This is a genomic window from Desulfobaculum senezii (genome assembly GCF_054657395.1).
Genome location: NZ_BAAHYU010000003.1, coordinates 319,811 through 337,934, shown reverse-complemented (window position 1 = coordinate 337,934; position 18,124 = coordinate 319,811). Strand labels below are relative to the sequence as shown.

Annotated in this window: 16 protein-coding genes; 5 read left to right on the top strand and 11 right to left on the bottom strand. The window is 61.3% G+C overall.

The features are described 5' to 3' along the window. Positions 1 to 193: 193 nt before the first annotated feature. The 6 genes from ACYQ2T_RS10660 to ACYQ2T_RS10635 are packed head-to-tail and all read right to left on the bottom strand — an operon-like array spanning position 194 to position 5,547. The gene (locus tag ACYQ2T_RS10660; protein ID WP_459900456.1) at positions 194 to 958 is read right to left on the bottom strand and encodes a prephenate dehydrogenase/arogenate dehydrogenase family protein; all 765 of its coding nucleotides are present in this window, start codon (positions 956 to 958) and stop codon (positions 194 to 196) included. 12 nt (positions 959 to 970) lie between these two features. Continuing rightward, a complete protein-coding gene (locus tag ACYQ2T_RS10655; protein ID WP_459900455.1) occupies positions 971 to 2,323 on the bottom strand; it encodes a 3-phosphoshikimate 1-carboxyvinyltransferase in 1,353 nt (450 codons plus the stop codon). A 17-nt stretch (positions 2,324 to 2,340) separates the two neighbouring features. After that, positions 2,341 to 2,565, bottom strand: coding sequence for a DUF2283 domain-containing protein (locus ACYQ2T_RS10650; RefSeq protein ID WP_404843822.1), 225 nt, complete (start codon positions 2,563 to 2,565; stop codon positions 2,341 to 2,343). Positions 2,566 to 2,600: 35 nt separating this feature from the next. Then, positions 2,601 to 3,734 (bottom strand): prephenate dehydratase, encoded by a 1,134-nt coding sequence (gene pheA / locus ACYQ2T_RS10645; RefSeq protein WP_459901618.1) that lies wholly within the window; start codon positions 3,732 to 3,734, stop codon positions 2,601 to 2,603. 2 nt (positions 3,735 to 3,736) lie between these two features. After that, positions 3,737 to 4,711: a 3-dehydroquinate synthase II family protein gene (locus ACYQ2T_RS10640; protein ID WP_459900454.1), complete on the bottom strand. Its 975-nt coding sequence runs from the start codon at positions 4,709 to 4,711 to the stop codon at positions 3,737 to 3,739. 29 nt (positions 4,712 to 4,740) lie between these two features. Then, on the bottom strand, positions 4,741 to 5,547 hold the full coding sequence (locus ACYQ2T_RS10635) for a 2-amino-3,7-dideoxy-D-threo-hept-6-ulosonate synthase (protein WP_459900452.1): 807 nt from the start codon (positions 5,545 to 5,547) through the stop codon (positions 4,741 to 4,743). A gap of 1,326 nt (positions 5,548 to 6,873) precedes the next feature. On the opposite strand from ACYQ2T_RS10635, the gene ACYQ2T_RS10630 reads away from it, so the two are divergent. The 4 genes from ACYQ2T_RS10630 to ACYQ2T_RS10615 all read left to right on the top strand — a co-directional run bounded on the left by ACYQ2T_RS10630 (position 6,874) and on the right by ACYQ2T_RS10615 (position 11,082). Further along, positions 6,874 to 7,296, top strand: a complete 423-nt coding sequence (locus ACYQ2T_RS10630) for an RNHCP domain-containing protein (protein ID WP_459900450.1) — start codon at positions 6,874 to 6,876, stop codon at positions 7,294 to 7,296. Then, positions 7,289 to 8,365, top strand: a complete 1,077-nt coding sequence (gene rsgA, locus ACYQ2T_RS10625) for a ribosome small subunit-dependent GTPase A (protein ID WP_459900449.1) — start codon at positions 7,289 to 7,291, stop codon at positions 8,363 to 8,365. Before ACYQ2T_RS10630 ends, rsgA begins: the two co-directional genes overlap by 8 nt. Positions 8,366 to 9,321: 956 nt before the next feature. Continuing rightward, on the top strand, positions 9,322 to 10,704 hold the full coding sequence (locus ACYQ2T_RS10620; RefSeq protein ID WP_459900448.1) for an ammonium transporter: 1,383 nt from the start codon (positions 9,322 to 9,324) through the stop codon (positions 10,702 to 10,704). 18 nt (positions 10,705 to 10,722) lie between these two features. Then, positions 10,723 to 11,082 carry a P-II family nitrogen regulator gene (locus ACYQ2T_RS10615; RefSeq protein ID WP_404843828.1) on the top strand — a complete coding sequence of 120 codons (360 nt, stop codon included), beginning with the start codon at positions 10,723 to 10,725 and terminating at the stop codon, positions 11,080 to 11,082. 1,469 nt (positions 11,083 to 12,551) lie between these two features. On the opposite strand, the gene ACYQ2T_RS10610 is transcribed toward ACYQ2T_RS10615, so the two are convergent. The 5 genes from ACYQ2T_RS10610 to ahbB form a co-directional block, all read right to left on the bottom strand. Beyond that, a complete protein-coding gene (locus ACYQ2T_RS10610; protein WP_459900446.1) occupies positions 12,552 to 12,965 on the bottom strand; it encodes a cytochrome c3 family protein in 414 nt (137 codons plus the stop codon). Then, positions 12,966 to 13,673, bottom strand: a complete 708-nt coding sequence (gene cobJ, locus ACYQ2T_RS10605) for a precorrin-3B C(17)-methyltransferase (protein WP_459900445.1) — start codon at positions 13,671 to 13,673, stop codon at positions 12,966 to 12,968. Positions 13,674 to 13,717: 44 nt separating this feature from the next. Beyond that, positions 13,718 to 14,791, bottom strand: coding sequence for a cobalt-precorrin 5A hydrolase (locus tag ACYQ2T_RS10600; RefSeq protein WP_459900444.1), 1,074 nt, complete (start codon positions 14,789 to 14,791; stop codon positions 13,718 to 13,720). Positions 14,792 to 14,807: 16 nt separating this feature from the next. Continuing rightward, positions 14,808 to 16,076, bottom strand: a complete 1,269-nt coding sequence (hemL, locus tag ACYQ2T_RS10595) for a glutamate-1-semialdehyde 2,1-aminomutase (protein WP_459900442.1) — start codon at positions 16,074 to 16,076, stop codon at positions 14,808 to 14,810. 238 nt (positions 16,077 to 16,314) lie between these two features. After that, on the bottom strand, positions 16,315 to 16,794 hold the full coding sequence (gene ahbB / locus ACYQ2T_RS10590) for a siroheme decarboxylase subunit beta (protein WP_404843833.1): 480 nt from the start codon (positions 16,792 to 16,794) through the stop codon (positions 16,315 to 16,317). Between the two features lie 197 nt (positions 16,795 to 16,991). Between ahbB and ACYQ2T_RS10585 the strand changes: the two genes are divergently transcribed. Further along, positions 16,992 to 17,984, top strand: a complete 993-nt coding sequence (locus tag ACYQ2T_RS10585) for an NAD(P)H-dependent glycerol-3-phosphate dehydrogenase (protein ID WP_459900440.1) — start codon at positions 16,992 to 16,994, stop codon at positions 17,982 to 17,984. The last annotated feature ends 140 nt before the right edge of the window (positions 17,985 to 18,124 follow it).

The window sequence follows — 18,124 nt, the reverse complement described above, 5'->3', positions numbered from 1 at the left end:
CGCGAGTGCTGCGGTCTTGACGTTCTGCTTTGGCGGGAGGTCCCCCGCCCCATTCTACCCGATATTCGCATCCATCACACGGCGGCCCCGCCCTGCGCATCCACCCCCGGCGCGGCATGAAAAAAGGCCGCATCCCGGTGGGGGGATGCGGCCTTTTTTCTGGTGGTGCGCCGATATGACGGCTGGCAAAAGGTTACACGTCTCCCCCAAGGGTATCACGACGCCACCACCAATTGGCCCGCTCGGCCAGCAGTTCAATGTCGCCACCAGCGGCGATGTTGAGCATGGAACGGAACGCGCGCACGCTTTCCTGCGTGTGCGGATTCACGTCCATAAGACCGCAGAACAGCTCGGCGTCCTCGGTCAGCATCTTGCGGGCCGCATCAAGGCGGCGGTTGAAGGAGGGAGTGATGAATTTTTCCAGTTCCTCGCGTCCGGCCAGCGCCGCGAAGTACGACACCGTGGTCACGAAGTTGAGGCCCTGAATGGCCGCCATGGCGCTGTCGTGCTCGTCCACCGTGGTCATGAAGGAGTCAAAGCCCATGCGGGCAAAGCAGGCCTGCACCGCATCGCGCTCGGCGTGGCCCCGGCCACCGGCCACGGCCACGCGCCTGTCCTCCGCGCTGGGCGCGGGGCCAAAGAGGGGGTGCGTCCCCACAACGGGGCCGTCGTAGACGGCCATCATGGCCGCCACTGGCGCCACCTTCACGGAACAGATGTCCGCCAGAATCTGCGGCGGCGTCATCACGGACGCGCACAGCGCGGCGACCTCCTGCATGGCGGAGGCAGGAACCGCCAACAGCACAAGGTCCGCACCGCGCGCGGCTTCGGCCACGGCAGAGCGGGACAGCGGCCTGTCCACGCCGCGCACGCCAAGTCCACACGACTCGGCCCGCTGCATGAACAGCTGTCCCATTCGGCCCTGACTGCCGACGACAAGGAGGCTTTCTATCTGCATACTCTTCATTCTCTATTCAGCGCGGCCCGCAACATGGCGGACAGCAGCCCATTCGTCCCAGAAACCGGGAAACGATTTGGAAACACACTCCGGCGTATCAAAGCGCGGCACAACGCCGGACAGCTCCAGCACGGACAGACTCATAGGAATGCGGTGGTCGCCGTAGGTGGCAAGGTCCACCGCTCCGGGACGGATGGGAGCCGGGTCAATGATGAGCCCGTCATCCGTGGTCGTGACCTTGGCGCCCACCTTGGCGAGTTCCGTGGCCGTGGCGTCAAGGCGGTCGCATTCCTTAATGCGCAGATGCGCCGCGCCGGTGATGACGGTCCGCGACGTGGCGTGGGCCGCCACAACAGCCACAGTGGGCACAATGTCCGGGCACGAGCCCATGTCCACCGTCACCCCGCGCAGGCCGCCGGAGACCGGCGGCGCAACCAGCACGCCGTCCGCAGACCACGTAATGCGCGCGCCCATCAGGCCAAGGATGTCCAGCATGGCGCGGTCGCCCTGCAGGGAGTCCATACGCAGACCGCTCACCTGTACCGGGTGCGGCCCAACAGCCCCCGCCGCAAGAAAGTACGACGCGTTGCTCCAGTCGCCCTCAACGGCATAATCGCCGCTGACATAAGCGCCCGGCTGCACCACAAAGCGCACATGGCCGGGGCGTGCGGCGTCCATATCCCGCCAGTCGGTATCGGCCCATTGGCCGCCTTCGCTGCGGGTCTGCACGCGCACATCAATGCCGAAGTCGTCCAGAATTTGCAGTGTCAGTGCCACATACGGCCACGACACGACCTTTTCGCCGCCAAGGGCGACGGTTGTCGTCTCGCGGGCGCACGCTGCGGCCAGCAGCACGCCGGAGAGGTACTGACTGCTCTCCCCGGCATCAACGGTGACCGAGCCGCCCGGAAAGCCCGAGGCGGAAAGAACGAACGGCGGAAACCCCTTTTTCCCTTCCCAAACGAACTGCGCGCCGAGGTCTTCAAGCACATTGGCAAGAGCACCGATTGGGCGCTCGTGCATGCGGGGCGCTCCGTGGAGGCGAAAGCGCCCTCTGCCCGCCGCGACAACACCAGTCATCAAACGGCAGGTCGTGCCCGATTCGTGTACGTTCAAGTTCGCCGGTTCGTTCTCCCCACCACGGGGCAGGCCTGAAACCCCATCCACGACGACAGTGTCGCCACGGCGTTCGATGGTCGCCCCGCAGGCGCGCAGGCAGTCCATCGTCCGGTCGAGGTCCACGCTATCCAAAACCCCGGTCAGCCGACTCTGTCCCTGCGCCAGCGCCGCTGCGATGACGGCGCGGTGCGACATGGACTTGCTGGCCGGAGCCTTGACTCGGACGGTGGCATGAGAAATATGCATGGACGTCTTCTCCAACGTTACAGAAGGCGCATGCCGTGCACGCTGCGCCCGTTCATGGCAATATCCACACTGCGTGGATTGTCTATCTTGCGCGACGCGTCGCGGATTTCCAGATTCACCAGTGTTCCGTCCCCGCCATAGCCCAGCACCACGCCGGGCTTTTCATGGTCACACCGGCGGACCGGCGTTCCGGAGAGGACGATACGTAGGACGTCCTTCTGTTCGTCGTAGTTGACCTTCATTCCCTTCTTCTCCCTTTGCGAAATGCGAATATTTTTTACGGCGCGTCCGGCCCGGGTTGCGAGGAGACGTCAAAGGACTCTCCCTCCGGGTAGCACCCCAGAATGCGCATGGTGGTTGAGCGCTCTTCCACTTCCGTCAAGACATGGGCAAAGTCGCTGCGTTCCAAATCACACTGCGCATCCACAAAAAACACATACTTCCATTTTTCGCCCCGCATGGGGCGCGATTCCAGCTTCTTCATGTTCACGCCGTGGCGGGTGAACACATCCAGCACGCCGGACAGCGCGCCGGGCTTATCCGGCAGGGTGAAGAGGAGCGACGTTTTGTCACGCCCTTCTCCCGTCTCCTGCCCCTGACCAATCACCACAAACCGTGTCCAGTTATCCGGCAGGTCCTCAATGCCCTCGACCAGAACGTTCAGGTCGAAGATATCGCCGAGGCGCTTATGGCCGATGGCCACGGCCTCCGGGTCGTCCTGCACGCGGGATGCGGCAGCGGCTGTGCTTTCCACAGGCACCAGCACAGCGTTTGGCAGGTTGCCGCGCAACCAGCGCGCGCACTGGGCAAGGGGCTGCGGGTGCGAGTACACCCGCTTTACGTCGCCCAGCTTCTGCGCCGCGCCCAGCACGCTGTGGCTGATTTTGCAGTACAGCTCGCTCTGGATGCGCACGTCAAAGCGCAGGAACAAATCAAGGCTCTGGCCCACGGTGCCATGGAGGGAGTTCTCCAGCGGCACAACGCCAAGGCCGCATTCGCCCGAGCTCACCGCCCGGAACACGCCCTCCAGGTCCTGCTGGGGCATGTAGTCCGCGCTGTGGCCCAAAAATTCAATGCCCGCAAAGTACGAGAACGTGCCCTCGGGGCCGAGGTAGGCCACCCGCTGCGGGTGCTGGAGCCGGCGGCTGGATGAAAAAATCTCGCGGTAGATGGCGCGCAAATGGCGCTCCGGCAGGGCGTCGGCATGCACCAGCAGGCGCTCCATGACCTGCAACTCCCGCAGGGGCTTGAACACGCAGTCGCCAGAGCCCTGCTTAATCTGCCCAACCTCCAGCGAGCAGCCCGCCCGGCGGTTGAGGAGCGCCACCAGTGCTTCGTCTATGGCGTCGATTTCGCGGCGGAGCTCGCCAAGGCGCTCCTTCGCGCCGCTCTTCTCCATGGCGTCGCCCATCATCAGCCTTCCTTGATCTCTTCCTGAATGCGCATGCCGAAATGGCGGCCCGCCGCGTCCGTCCGAACAAGGATTTCATCGCCCGGGACCAGCTCCACCACGGAAACAGGGCTTCCGTCCGGACGCACCACGCGGATGGTTTCCGCGTTCTGGAGAAAGATTTTGCCCTCTGCGCCGGCCTTGGTCCGCGCCGTCACCAGCAGCATGGGGCGGACTTCAACCTTCACCCGGCCCACCGTGGCAAGGGAGGTTTTGCCGGAGGCATCCACCACCAGCACCTGCGACCCAGCCTGCAGCTCTTCAAGGTAATTGGTTTTGTCGCCGGGCATGGCGGCATAGGCATGGACCGCGCCGGCATTTACACGGAAAGGACGCGCCGCAACATACGGGTTGGACTCCGTCTCCGCATGCACCAGCACGGTAAAGGCGCTGGAATTGCCAACCAGCATGCCTTGGCCGGTCTTCAGCATGCTCAGGGTATCCACGCACACGCGGTGCCCAAGGCCCGCCTGCTCCACTGCCGTGACCGTGGCGGTCTCAAGCTCCAACGTGCCTTGGCTCAATTTCAGCTCCCCGACAATGGCCTTCAAATCCGCCGCCGCCTCGGGCAGCACAACAAGGAAATCCACGCCGCGCTCCAGAATGCCCGCAGCCAGAATTGCCCGGTCATAGGAGGCCACTTCCACGCCAAGGCCCTGCCCCTGCGCCAGAAGGTTTTCCACAGGGATGATTTCCCATCCCTCGCGCAGGATGACGTTTTTCCCCGCCGTAAGGGCCTTTGCCGCCTTTTCCTCGTCCTCTTTTCCACCAAGGGCAACGATGGTGAAATCGCCGGGAGTGTGCACGGCTGTCTTGGCCAGCGCGCGGACCGCTTCTGCGTCCTTTTTCTCCACGATAACGCCGTCTACGCCGGATTCCAGAGCCAGAGTCACGAAGTGCTTGTCGAAGGGGATGGCTTGTACAAAAATCTGTTTCATTGGTCGCTTCCGCTGTGGTTTTGCCGGTTCTAGTCCAGTTTCTCGCCCATGAATTCAACGGCCTGATCAAGGTCCCAGTCCTGATGGACGATGCCGTTCAGCGCCTTGAGCAAGCGGGAGACGTCCCGGTGCTGGAAGACGTTGCGGCCAACGGACAGCCCAGCGCCGCCCGCCTGAATGCTGTCGTGTACCATACGCAGAAGGTCCGTGGTGTTGTCCAGCTTCGGACCACCGGCAATCACCACCGGAATGCAGCACGATTCCACAACAGTGGCGTAGCTCTCCACATCGCCGGTGTAGGCGACCTTGACGACATCGGCACCAAGCTCTTCGCCCACACGGGCGCAGTGGCGAACCATCTCCGGCGCAAATTCGTTTTCAATCTGCGGGCCGCGGGCGTACAGCATCGCCAGCACAGGCATGCCCCACTCTGCGGCCTTCGAGGTCACCTCGCCAAGGGAGTGCAGCATGTGGCGCTCCGTCTCATCGCCAAGGTTCACATGCACGGATACCGCGTCCGCACCCAATTTCAGCGCGTCCTCAACCGTGCCCACGAGGGTTTTGGCATTCGGCGTCGGACACAACGACGTGCTGGCAGAAAGGTGAATGATAAGGCCAATGTCTCGTCCCGCACCACGGTGCGTGCAGCGTGGCAGCCCCTTATGCATTAACACGGCGTTCGCGCCGCCTTCCGCAATCTGATTCACGGTGCCCTTGAGGTCTACAAGGCCGTAAATGGGGCCAACACTCACCCCGTGGTCCATGGGAACCACGATGGTACGTCCCGTGTTGCGGTTGAACATTCGTTCCAGCCGGATGGCTTTGCCAAGCATCATTGTCTTATCTCCACTGTGTTGCGCCTCATCTGCGCCGACACCAGCCTGCACAAGCCCGAAATTGCATAAAAAAGGGCCGCAGGCTGATGCCTGCGGCCCCGATGAAAGCTGGTTTTTACCCGTGCTATAAACCCTTCCACCCCTGACCGCAGGCCCGCATAAAATACATAAAGAACAGCCAGAAATACATCAGGCCGGTCATGGTAAAGCGGGTGGTGGTAGCGGTGGTGGTGTTGCACATGCGAAAAGTGTTACGCCCACTTTTGCCGCTGTGTCAAGCGGTTTGGATGTTTCAATCCTGTGACGCCCCGTCACACCACCCTCCCCCGCCCCCATATAACGCGTGCGCGTCACTGCACCGCCGCATGCAACAGCATTTTTTGCATCGCCCTCCACAACACCACAGTGTTGTACAGGCGGTGCCTTGGGATGGGCCGGGTCGCGACGCCGCGGTCAAGAGGATAGCTCCGCTGGCTTGAGCTCTTCGTCCGTTCGGCCTGAAAGGACGAAGGGGCTTAGAGATCAAGAGAGCAACGCTGCTCAAGGGCGTTGCGCATGAGGGGCGCCGAATGCGGTGTCCTAGGATGGGCCGGGTCGTTACGCCGTGGTCAAGAGGATAGCTCCGCTGACTTGAGCTCTTAGTCCGTTCGGCCTGAAAGGACGAAGGGGCTTAGAGATCAAGATAGCAACGCTGCTCAAGGGCTTCGCCCTTGAGAATCCCAATATGGGGGATGGGGGTGGGGTGGCGATGGCGGGTGTGTTGAACGATGGGGGCGGGAGCGGAGGTGATTCCGCAGGGAGGCATCCGTGCGGTTCTGCAACTGAGGACACCCACACCAGCTCGCCATGGGCGGGCAACGGGACCGCAACACTTCTTCAATGCAGGCCAGATGCCGCGAAGGACGAAGCACACCAGCATCCATTTCGTGACGGCAATCAGCCATTGACAAATGCGCCATTCACTGAATATGTGCATGGCATCAATTCAAAGGAGCTTTGATGTTTACAAATGTAAAAAGGGTGTTCCTGTTTTAGGAATGCGCTTGAAAAGATTCCTCATTAGACAACGTTCTAATGGGAGCTTTCTGCTCTTATACCCACTTTCTTCCGCATCCCGCAAAACAGGGCACCCCTGCCCCATATTGTCATTACCCCGATACGTTCATTTGTAGCGGCTTTCTTCAAGCACGCTCTTGGTTTGTGCTATGCGCAAGCAGGCAACCTCTGTGAATCCCGACTGGATTTTATAGGTTCGCGTTGCCGCGCGCTGTTCTCGCCCAATCAAGAGACAGGCTTCATAAGCGGCTGCAAAGGCAGGTAAATACAATGTGTATTTGCAGGAGCAAAGTCATGTCCCGACAGCGGAAAACCATACACTTTGATACAAACCCATTTATATGTGACCATTGCGGACTCACAGTCCCCTCGCCATTAAGCGGAACGAAAAATCGAAACCATTGTTGCCACTGCCTGCACAGCAAGCACGTGGACATGAAAATTGGTGATCGTCGTTCCGGTTGTCGAGGCACCATGGAGCCAATCGCTTTGTGGATTAAGGACAACGGGGAGTGCGCTGTTATACACCAGTGCCAAAAATGCGGCTTTATCCGCACCAACCGCATTGCCTGCGACGACAATGAGGTCGTACTGTTTACGCTGGCAGCACGCCTGATTACGCAATTGCCTTTCCCGGCCAGAATCGCTTTGGACAAAATTGAACGTCAACACATGGGTGGCGAACATGTTTAGTATGCAAGAACTCGGTTGGAATCCGTTTTTCGAAGACCAGTTTCAGCCATACAAACATCAAGGATTCAATGTTGGTCGCGTTGTAAAGGAATCACGCCACCAGTACAGGATATACACACCGCAAGGCGTCGTGAACGGAGACGTCTCAGGCCACTTTCAGTACACCGCCATCAACCGGGCTGATTACCCCACTGTGGGCGACTGGGTCGTTATTCGACAATGCGACGATTACGCCCAGATCGAGAAGGTCCTGACACGGGCCAGTGCGTTTTCCCGCAACAGAGCAGGATCGGAAACGCAGGAGCAAGTAATTGCAGCGAACATTGATTATCTCTGCATCGTCTGCGGCCTTGATGGAGGCAGGAACTTCAATCTCCGGGGCGTTGAGCGGTATATTGCCATGACCATGGAAGGCGGCGCCAAGCCGATTATCGTCCTCAACAAGGCAGACCTTTGCGCCGACAAGGACCTCGCCCTGCTTCAAGCCCAGAGCGTCGCGGAGGATTTCCCTATCCACGTGGTGAGTGCCATGACCCATGAAGGGCTGGAGACATTCTCAATGAGCTTTCGTCGCGGCTCTACTCTTGCTTTCACCGGACATTCCGGTGTGGGCAAGTCCTCGCTGATCAACGCTCTTTTGGGAAGAAGCGCATTGAAAACCGGTTCGCTGCGTGAAAGCGACTTGAGGGGGAAGCATACAACATCCCACAAGGAGCTGTTCTTTCTGGAAAGCGGAGCCATGGTGATCGACACACCCGGCATGCGCGAGCTTCAGCTTTGGGGAAGTCGGCAGAGCCTAGACGACACCTACGGCGAGATTCATGAAGCTGCCAAGCGGTGCCGCTTCAATGATTGCACCCATCAAAATGAGCCGGGGTGCGCCGTACGCGAACTGCTCATGGATGGCTCTTTGGAGATGGAACGCTATAAAAACTATTTGAACATGCGTTCCGAGCTTCTCTTTCTTGAAAGCAAAGTGAATGAAAAGAAGAATCATGAGAGGAAGGCTAAAGAAAAAGCCCTTTCGAAATTGATTCGGAAATCGCAAAAGAACGACAAAAGGCAATAAGGCAACACACTGAGGCTTTTTGCCACAACACAAAAGGGTGATTCGCTTTCAGCGAAGTCACCCTTTTTTATGTGCCCTAGGATGGGCCGGGTCGTTACGCCGCGGTCAAGAGGAGAGCTCCGCTGGCTTGAGCTCTTCGTCCGTTCGGCCAGAAAGGACGAAGGGGCTTAGAAATCAAGAGAGCAACGCTGCTCAAGGGCGTTGCGCATGAGGGGCGCCGAATGCGGTGCCCTAGGATGGGCCGGGTCGCGACGCCGCGGTCAAGAGGATAGCTCCGCTGGCTTGAGCTCTTCGTCCGTTCGGCCTGAAAGGACGAAGGGGCTTAGAGATCAAGAGAGCAACGCTGCTCAAGGGCGTTGCCCTTGAGAATCCCAATATTGGGGGTGGGGAGCTGTGGTGTGGGTGGGGGTGAAATGCCGGGGATGCAGTTGTCGCTGGAGGATAGGAGGGATGGGGGCACATGGACGCTTTAGGTCAATGCCTACTGACGCGACGGTGCTCTTCTCTACAGAGCGCCATCTCTTTCAGGCCCCATCAGCGCCCCACATCGCCAGCGCCTCGCCCTGTGACGAGGACACAAAACAACCCAAGCCCCAAACATCTGCACACCCCTCCCACTCCCCACCAGCCCCGGCGCACCGTTTTCACGAAATTCTGACATTTCAGGCTGCCATTTTGTCGGAGAGGTGGGTTTTTCGCAGTATTTTCGTAGTATTATCTAAAAACTCTAAATTAACTTTTTTGTAATTTTATATAGCGTGTATAAATGCTTTTTTTGTTAATTTTTGTCGCACTTATCATCTTGCGCTGTCCGGGGATATTCAACAACTCCCATCATTTCGGAGTGTTATCAAGTTTGGCCCGGGGCTTGCTGTAGCAGATATGTCGCGCCCCGATTCTGTGGGGCGGAATTTCCGCAAATGGTGCCGCAAGCGGCGCCGAAAAGGAGGTCTCTCATGTCTGTGTTCTGGCTCAGTCCCAAGCGTCCCTTATCGCTCCCCTTTGCGGGTGCGCTCACACTGGCCGTCATCGCCACCACTCCCGTTGCCGCCTTTGCAGCAGAGTCGCAGGCCATGCTGAGTCAGGATAACGCCAACATTCTGTGGACGCTGCTCGCCGCTATCCTCGTCATGTTCATGCAGGCTGGGTTTGCCATGGTTGAGACCGGTTTCACCCGCGCAAAGAATGCGGGCAACATCATCATGAAAAACTTTTTGGACTTCTCCGTCGGCTCCGTCGCCTTCTTCCTCTTCGGCTTCGCGCTGATGTTCGGCGACAGCATCGGGTCCATGATTGGTGGCAGCGGCTTCGGCCTTATGGGCGTCGACGCCACCACACCGGACGGCATGTGGACGCTGACCTTCTGGTTCTTCCAGAGCGTGTTTGCCGCCACCGCCGCAACCATCGTGTCCGGTGGCGTGGCCGAACGCACCAAATTCTCGGCCTACATCGCCGTCAGCATGGTTGTCACGGGCCTTATCTACCCCATCTCCGGCCACTGGTGCTGGGGCGGCCTGTGGGGCGGGTCCGGTGGATGGCTTGAAAGCATGGGCTTTGCGGACTTTGCCGGCTCCACCGTTGTACACTCCGTTGGTGGCTGGATCGCCCTTGCCGGCGCCATGGCCGTCGGCCCCCGTGTGGGCAAATACGGCGCGGATGGACAGGCCTACGCCCTGCCCGGCCACAACATGCCCCTCGCGGCCCTTGGCGTCTTCATCCTGTGGTTTGGCTGGTTCGGCTTTAACCCCGGCTCCACCACCACCGCCGACGGGACTATCGGCTACATCGCGGTCAACACATCCCTCGCCGCTGCTGCAGGCACACTCGGCGCCATGATCACCGCATGGCTGCGCTTCGGTCACCCCGAACCGTCCATGACCATGAACGGCGCGCTGGCCGGACTCGTCGCCATCACGGCAGGCTGTTACGAACTCTCCCCCATGGGAGCACTTCTCACCGGTTTCGGCGGCGGCATTCTGGTTGTCCTGTCCGTCCTGTTCATTGACACGGTCCTCAAGGTGGACGACCCGGTGGGCGCTATCTCCGTACACGGCGTCTGCGGCGCCTACGGCACGTTGATGGTCGGCCTCATGGCCGCCCCCGGCTACGGCGACATCACTGGCCTCTTCTACGGCGGCGGATTCACGCAGCTAGGAATTCAGGCCCTCGGCGTTGCCTCCGTGTTCGGCTGGGCCTTCGGTACCGGCGTCGTCACCTTCGCCGCAGTCAAAGCCTTCATGGGCCTGCGCGTTGAAGAAAACGAAGAGCTCCGAGGCCTCGATATCGCCGAGCATGGCGTGGAGTCCTACAACGGCTTCCAGATCTTCACCACCGAATAACCACCGCCGGAGAAAAGTATGAAACTCATCACAGCATACATCAGGCCCGAGCGCCTCAACGCAGTGAAAAAGGCCCTGTACGCCAAGGATATCTTCAGCATGACCGTCACAAACGTTCTGGGCAGCGGCCGCCAAAAAGGGTTTGTCGAGACCTATCGCGGCCTGCCGGTGGAGGTCACCCTGCTCAAGAAGATTCGCCTTGAAATCGGCGTCAACGAGGACTTTGTGGATGCAGCCCTCGACGCGATAACAGAAGGTGCCCGCACCGGAGCCGAAGGCGATGGCGTCATCTTCGTCACCGAGATAACACGTTCCCTGCGCATCCGCACCGGAGAGACGGACATCGCGGCCGTCGCCGCCACACGCGACGTCGCATAGCGCACCCCCCTTTCGTCCTCCCTTAAGACTGCCACCCCGACTGGTTGCCTCCTACCGGTCGGGGTGGTTTGTTTTTTTTTGGGGGGGGGGAGAAGGCAGGGAAGAGAGTCCTTGGTGGGTGGACGTTGTGTTGGCGGGGGCGAGAGGTGCTTTCGGTGTCGAGGGAAAGCGGCCTTGGTGGTTGGGTGTTGTGTTGGCGGGGCCGAGAGATGCTTTCGATGGAATTTCTGTATGTTGTCGCCGTGTCTCCGACGGCCAAAGGGTGTTGGGGGAACCTTGCAGGATTCCCCCCGCACCCTCTGGACACCCGCCCCCCTCCGGCCGGAGCCGGATTGTTGGAGGTGGTGAGTGCGAGGCGGCCTCGGGCGTGGTTTTTAGGCTAGTGTGGGCGGACTGGCCGGGTGCTGTGCGCGGGTGTTGGCGGTGGGCGTATGGCGGAGCACGGCACGGGCGAGGCCGCTCTGGACGCTTAGAAGCGTCCGAATGCTCTGGGATTCCGTGCCTCGCGCGGGGGGATGGTGGTTAGGGAGGTTTAGGCTCGGGTGGTGAGGTTTTGATGGATGGATGGCGGGCTGACCGGGTGCTGTACACGGGAGTTGGCGGTAGGCGGATGGTGGAACGCGGCACGGTCTAGGCCGCTCTGGACGCTTAGAAGCGTCCGAATGCTTTGGTGTTTCCGTGCCTCGCGCGGGGGTCTGGTGGTTAGGGAGGTTTAGGCTCGGGTGGTGAGGTTTTATTAATCGTGGCGGGCTGACTGGGTGCTGTCCGCAAGTTTTGGCGGAGGGCGTATGGCGGAGCGCGGCACGGGCTGGGCCGCTCTGGACGCTTAGAAGCGTCCGAATGCTCTGGGATTCCGTGCCTCGCGCGGGGGATGGTGATTGGGGAGTGTTGGGCTAAAGGGACATGGTCCCACTCTTGGATGGCGGGCTGGCCGCCCTAAATCCCACTCCACACCACTCCACATCCTCCCGATCAACAGGGATTCTCACCGCCATTCCACAGCGCCAACGCCCCCCCAAAAAATTCCCCCTCCCAACGACCGGGAGCTTCACAGGGGTGACGACAGCCCCTTCCCCAGGTAACCGGTCTGTGCGCAAATGGGATCTCTAAGGGCCCACGGCCCTTAGACCTGCGGAGCAAAAAACTCTTCTCCCAACGCCAACAAACACCAAAACATCCCCCTTACCCCCAAAAAATCCCCCTTCCAACGACCGGGAGCCTCATAGGGGTGACGACAGTCCCTTCCCTAGGCAACCGGTCTGTGCGCAAATGGGATCTCTAAGGGCCCGCGGCCCTTAGACCTGCGGAGCAAAAAACTCTTCTCCCAACGCTAACAAACACCACCCTCCCGCACACAGCCCCACCACTCCGGCCAACGCCCCACAGCAAAACGCCCCAGCCCTTGACGCGAAAGCTATCAGGGGTTGGGGCGGTGTTATTTTTGGCAACCGACCTGTACGCGCGAGGGGCTAGGAGCGGCGAACGCTGTGGCAGCCGCGACACCGCGTGGGGCCGGACTTTTCATGGGCTTGCTGGCGGGCCTTGTGGCACCCGCGGCAGCTGGCCTTGCTCTTGTGGAAGGCGTTCTTGAAGTAGCGCCCGGAGCGCATCTCGCGGGGGCAGTGCGGGGCGACCATGTCGTGACAGCCGGATGTGGAGCACTTCTCGACGCTGCCGAGGGCATTGAGCGTGTGATGGCAGTCCTGACAGGCCATTGTGACGTGGCGCTGATGCGGAAAGGGAACGCGCAGCTTTTGGGGATACATGCCGCGGGGCCGGGTGACGATAACGCGGTCTGGCCTCTTGGGGGCGTTGACCGACAGCGCGGCCACGGGGGCGAGCAGTGCGAGGAGCACTGTCAGCCCGCAGAGGGTGCGTCGCATTTAGTCCTGTCCTTTCAGATCGTACTTGTCGGCGTATCCTCTAGGGGTCAGGAGCGATGCTCCGGCAAAGCGGGTTTGGGAATTGCCGATGATGACAATGGTGAGCATATCGACGGTTTCCGGATCGAATTCATCGAGACGACAGGTACGCACATCCTGCCCTTCGCGGTAGGCGTTGCGGACGATGCCGACGGGCGTTGCGGGGTCGCGGTGCTCGCGGGCGCGCTCGATGGCGCGGGCAAGCTGCCAGTCGCGGCGGCGCGAGCGCGGATTGTAGAGCACGATGACGAAATCTGCGGCGGCGGCGTGGGCCACGCGATTTTCAATGCGCTCCCACGGCGTGAGCAGGTCGGAGAGGCTGACCACGGCGAAGTCGTGCATCAGCGGCGCGCCAAGCAAGGACGCGGCGGCGCTGAGGGCGGGGATGCCGGGGACAACTTCAAAGGCAAGCTCACCGAGCAGACCGCGCTGCTCGATAATTTCAAGGGCGAGGCCGGACATGCCATAAACGCCGGAGTCGCCACTGGAGATGATGACAACGTCCTGACCATCCTGCGCGGCGTCCACGGCGGCGCTGACGCGGTCGAGTTCCTTCTTCATGCCGGTGACGATGTGCTTTTTACCGGCTTTGAGGGAGTCGGGGACGAGGTCCATGTAGGTGCCGTAGCCGACGATGGCATCGCACGCCTCAAGGGCGCGGGTAGCCATGGGGGCCAAAAGCGCGTTGTCGCCGGGGCCGAGGCCTATAACCGTCAGGGAACCTGCGCGACTGCTACGGTCACCCGGTCGCTTTTCGTTTTCTGGACGAGGAGCGTCGTCGCCCCTGCCAACAGCATTGCCGCTGCTTCGCATACGCTGGGTACTCCCATCCGCTCGATAACGCGCTGTGATGGATTGGGCGCGTCCACGGCGGAGAGTTCTTCGGATTCATAAAAAAACAGACCGACGCCGAAATCCGCGGCGGCGGCAAGCAGGCCTTCCTCGTCGTTCTTGGCGACGATGCTCCCTAGCCCGAGGATGGAGCCGAGGGCAAGGCCATTTTCCTGAAAAACGGCGCGCAGATGCTCCTGAATATCCTGCTGACTCACCCCGCGGCGACAGCCGACGCCTACGGCAAGGGTGGGCGGATTCAGCACCAGCATGCCGGGCTGCGGCGTGATGGCGGAGTGCGTCACCACAACTCCGGGGGCGCCGGAGCGCCATTCGGCAAGGCTGGCAATGAACGCAAAATGCCGAGTCCAATCGGGCAAACCGGGACTTTGCGGCTCGCGAAGGCCCAGCCAATCGTCGGGGTCGAAGACTTGGAGCACTTCGCCACTGAGGAGCGCTATGTTGGCGTCCTTGACGGCGGCAAGATTGGCGATGCCAAGGCCGCGCTCCTGCGCCATGGTGTCGAGGGAGGGCAAGTCCTCGGTGTCCGTGGCGGTGGTTACAACGGCCTGCCCGGCGGTGACGGCGGCCACGGCGCGGGCAAGGTCGTTTGCGCCGCCGAGATGGCCGGACACAAGACTGACGGCGTAGCGCCCGCGCTGGTCCACAGCCACAACGGCGGGATCGCGGTCTTTGCCGCGCAGCAAGGGCGCAACGGCGCGGACGGCGATACCTGCGGCCGTGATGAACACGTGGCGGGCGTAGCGGGAATAAGTCTGGGCCACAAAGGGCACAAGACGCGGAAAGGAGGCCGCGCCAAACTCGGCGGCGAAGCGTTCGGAGACGAACAGTTCACCGCCAAGCTCGCGGGCAAGAACCCGTCCCAGACGCGCACCGGCCTGTGTTACGGCATAGATGGCGACCGCTTCATGATCGGCACGTTCCGGGACGGGCATGATGGTCTCCTGCGGTTTAGAACTGCACCTTGCGCACGGCGGACAGGAAGGCGTCGTAGTCGGCTTCGGTGTGGGCGAAGGACGTAAACGAGCATTCATAGCCGGACGGGGCGAGGTTGATACCGCTCTGGCGCATCTGCCGGTAGAAGGACGCATAGCGCTCGCCGTCGGCCTTCTGCGCGGACTCGAAGTCCACCACGGGTTCTTCGGCGAAGAACACGGTGAACAGGGACGCCACGGTGTTGACCTGCACGGGGATGGACTTCTCGGCAAAGATGGCCTTTACGTCCTGCACAAGGGCGGCGGTGCGGGCTTCCAGAGCGGCGTAGTCGGCCTGCTCAAGGAGCTTCACGGTGGCGAGACCGGCGGCCATGGCCACGGGATTTCCGGAGAGGGTTCCGGCCTGATACACGTCGCCGCAGGGGGCGATGCGCTCCATGATTTCGCGCTTGCCGCCGTAGGCGCCCACGGGGTAGCCGCCGCCGATGATCTTGCCGAGGGTGGTCAGGTCCGGGGTAATGCCAAAGCGGCCCTGCGCGCCGCCAAGGGAGGCGCGGTAACCGGTGATGACCTCGTCAAAGATAAGCAGTGCGCCGTACTCGGTGGTCACGTCGCGCAGGCCCTGCAGGAAGCCTTCGGCAGGCAGAACAAGGCCCATGTTGCCCGCGCAGGGCTCCACGATGACGGCGGCGATTTCGTCGCCATGCTTGGCGAAGACGTCGCGGACGGCGTCGATGTCGTTGTATGGGGCCAGCAGGGTGTGGGCCACGGTCTCCTCGGGCACACCGGGGGTACCGGGGATGGACAGGGTCGCAACACCGGAACCGGCGCTGGCGAGGAAGCTGTCGGAGTGGCCGTGGTAGTTGCCGACGAACTTCAGCACCTTGCTGCGGCCGGTGTAGCCACGGGCAAGACGCAGGGCGCTCATGGTGGCCTCGGTGCCGGAGCTGACCATGCGGACCATCTCGATGGAGGGCACGGTGCGCACCACGGCGTCGGCCATTTCAACTTCCTGCGCGCAGGGAGCGCCAAAGCTGGAGCCTTTGGCGGCTGCAGCAGCTGCGGCGGCCTGCACCTCGGGGTGGGAGTAGCCAAGGAGCATGGGGCCCCAAGACATAACGAAATCAAGCAGCTTTTCGCCGTCCACGGTGGTGAGATGCGCGCCCTGCGCGCTGTCGATGAAAAGCGGGTCCACGCCGACGCTCAGGCAGGCGCGCACCGGGCTGTTCACGCCACCGGGGATGACGTTTTTCGCCAATTCAAAAAGCTTGTGCGATGTACTCATAGTGAACCTCCGGCGTCTGGGCGCGGCGCGTTAGCGCCGGTCCTTCGGCCTTGTCCCCCATACAGAAACGTCTGTGCGGGATGTAGCCATGCGGGGGGCATCGCACGGCGGTCCGTCGCGTCACGTGTGGTTGCAGCTCTGCGCCGCGCGGGCGGCGTCATCCATGGCATGCTTCGCCCCGGTAATGCGGGGCGGCGGGCAACACGCCGCGGGCGCGGCGCGCCCGTGCAGGCGGCGCCTAAAAGTAGACCATGGAGGATTTTTTGAGTTCCTTCAGGCTTTCCAGAACATCATATTGCGTTACGCCGGTTTCCTCGATGAGTTCTTCGACGACGCGTTTGTAATCGTCCGGGGACTGGCCATGAATCATGGTATAGATATTATAGGGCCAGTCCATGCAGTTCCGGCGATGGTAGCAATGGGAAATTTCGGGGCGGGCGGCCATTTTGGCGCCAACTTCGTCAATATCAACCCCGTCCTCCACAAACCAGGCAACCATGGCATTATGGGAATACCCGGCCTTCTGGTGCCTGAGGGTTGCGCCAAAGCGCCGGATAGCGCCGTCGGCCTTGAGGCCGCGGACAAGCTCCAAAACCTCTTCTTCGGTGACGCCGACTTCGGCGGCGATATCCGCGAAGGGCGTAGGGCTGTCGGGCAGATTGCCCTGAATCCGGCGCAGAACCTCGCGCTGGGACGCGGTGAAAGTGCGTGCTGCCATATTCTCGTCGTCCTTTGCTGTTAAGGGTGGTTCGGGCGTGCACCCGAAGGACCTGTGATACCCAAGGGCTCGCCCCCTTGCAACCGCCATCCTTGCCTTGCGTTGGCGCGCAGGATATGTAGCTATGCGGCATGCCATCGGCATACGCAAACGCTGCCATCGCATCAACACCCTCTTAAACGGAGAGTCGCTGCCATATGAAGATAGCCGTGATTGGAGCTGGCGCATGGGGAACGACCCTCGCCAACGTCTTTGCCCGCAAGGGGCTGGAAACGGTCCTCTGGGCCCGCGAACGAGAAGTAGTTGGAAAGATCAACCGGGACCATGAAAACTCTTGGTACCTTCCCGGCATCACACTGGATGAGCGCCTCCAGGCCACCACCGATGTGGCCCATGCCACCGAAGGCGCTGAATACTTCGTGTGGGTTGTGCCCGCGCAGTACACCCGCAAGGCGCTGGAGGGCTTTCGCCCCCATCTGCCCAAAAAACCAACCATCATCTGCGCCAACAAGGGCATTGAGCTGAAGACCTTGATGACCATGTCGCAGGTTGTGGACGACGTGCTTGCGCCGCTGAAGCCGCGCTTTGCCATGCTGTCCGGCCCGTCCTTTGCGGACGAAGTCAGCCGCGACATCCCCACCACCGTCACCCTCGGCTGCGCTGACGAAAAACGTGGCAAGGCCATTCAGGAAACCCTGTCCTCGGAAACGTTCCGCATCTACACCACCTCGGATTACCGCGGGGTGGAGCTTGGCGGGGCGCTCAAGAACATCATGGCCATCGCCGCCGGCGTCTCCGACGGCCTGAACTTCGGCTCCAACGCCCGCGCCGCCCTGATTACCCGCGGCCTTGCGGAAATGAGTCGCCTCGGCGAAGCACTGGGCGCCAAGGCCGCCACCTTCCAAGGCCTTTCCGGCCTCGGCGACTTGGTCCTGACCTGCACGGGCGACTCCTCGCGCAACCGCCAGGTGGGCCTCAAACTCGGACAGGGCCAGCGGCTGGTGGACATTCTGGAAGAAATGCGGTCGGTTGCCGAAGGCGTTAAAACCACGGAAGCCGTCTACACACTGGGCCAAAAGCTCGGCGTCAGCCTGCCCATCACCGAACAGCTCTACGATGTCCTCTACAACGACAAGAACCCGCAGGACGCCGTGCACGAACTCATGACGCGCGGCCTCAAGGACGAATAGTCCCGCGCGGACAGACGCGAAACGACAAACGGCGGCTCCACAGGGGCCGCCGTTTTTTTGTGGGCGGTTACCCTCGCTTCCAGCATAGCCCCCCAAAAAAGCACAAAAAAAAGCCCACCAAAAGGTGGGCTTTAAATCGC

Coding starts and splice junctions, on each gene's coding strand:
- ACYQ2T_RS10660 (WP_459900456.1), bottom strand. CDS start 958: ATGCAGATAGAAAGCCTCCTTGTCGTCGGCAGTCAGGGCCGAATGGGA.
- ACYQ2T_RS10655 (WP_459900455.1), bottom strand. CDS start 2,323: ATGCATATTTCTCATGCCACCGTCCGAGTCAAGGCTCCGGCCAGCAAG.
- ACYQ2T_RS10650 (WP_404843822.1), bottom strand. CDS start 2,565: ATGAAGGTCAACTACGACGAACAGAAGGACGTCCTACGTATCGTCCTC.
- pheA (WP_459901618.1), bottom strand. CDS start 3,734: ATGGGCGACGCCATGGAGAAGAGCGGCGCGAAGGAGCGCCTTGGCGAG.
- ACYQ2T_RS10640 (WP_459900454.1), bottom strand. CDS start 4,711: ATGAAACAGATTTTTGTACAAGCCATCCCCTTCGACAAGCACTTCGTG.
- ACYQ2T_RS10635 (WP_459900452.1), bottom strand. CDS start 5,547: ATGATGCTTGGCAAAGCCATCCGGCTGGAACGAATGTTCAACCGCAAC.
- ACYQ2T_RS10630 (WP_459900450.1), top strand. CDS start 6,874: ATGTGTATTTGCAGGAGCAAAGTCATGTCCCGACAGCGGAAAACCATA.
- rsgA (WP_459900449.1), top strand. CDS start 7,289: ATGTTTAGTATGCAAGAACTCGGTTGGAATCCGTTTTTCGAAGACCAG.
- ACYQ2T_RS10620 (WP_459900448.1), top strand. CDS start 9,322: ATGTCTGTGTTCTGGCTCAGTCCCAAGCGTCCCTTATCGCTCCCCTTT.
- ACYQ2T_RS10615 (WP_404843828.1), top strand. CDS start 10,723: ATGAAACTCATCACAGCATACATCAGGCCCGAGCGCCTCAACGCAGTG.
- ACYQ2T_RS10610 (WP_459900446.1), bottom strand. CDS start 12,965: ATGCGACGCACCCTCTGCGGGCTGACAGTGCTCCTCGCACTGCTCGCC.
- cobJ (WP_459900445.1), bottom strand. CDS start 13,673: ATGGCTACCCGCGCCCTTGAGGCGTGCGATGCCATCGTCGGCTACGGC.
- ACYQ2T_RS10600 (WP_459900444.1), bottom strand. CDS start 14,791: ATGCCCGTCCCGGAACGTGCCGATCATGAAGCGGTCGCCATCTATGCC.
- hemL (WP_459900442.1), bottom strand. CDS start 16,076: ATGAGTACATCGCACAAGCTTTTTGAATTGGCGAAAAACGTCATCCCC.
- ahbB (WP_404843833.1), bottom strand. CDS start 16,794: ATGGCAGCACGCACTTTCACCGCGTCCCAGCGCGAGGTTCTGCGCCGG.
- ACYQ2T_RS10585 (WP_459900440.1), top strand. CDS start 16,992: ATGAAGATAGCCGTGATTGGAGCTGGCGCATGGGGAACGACCCTCGCC.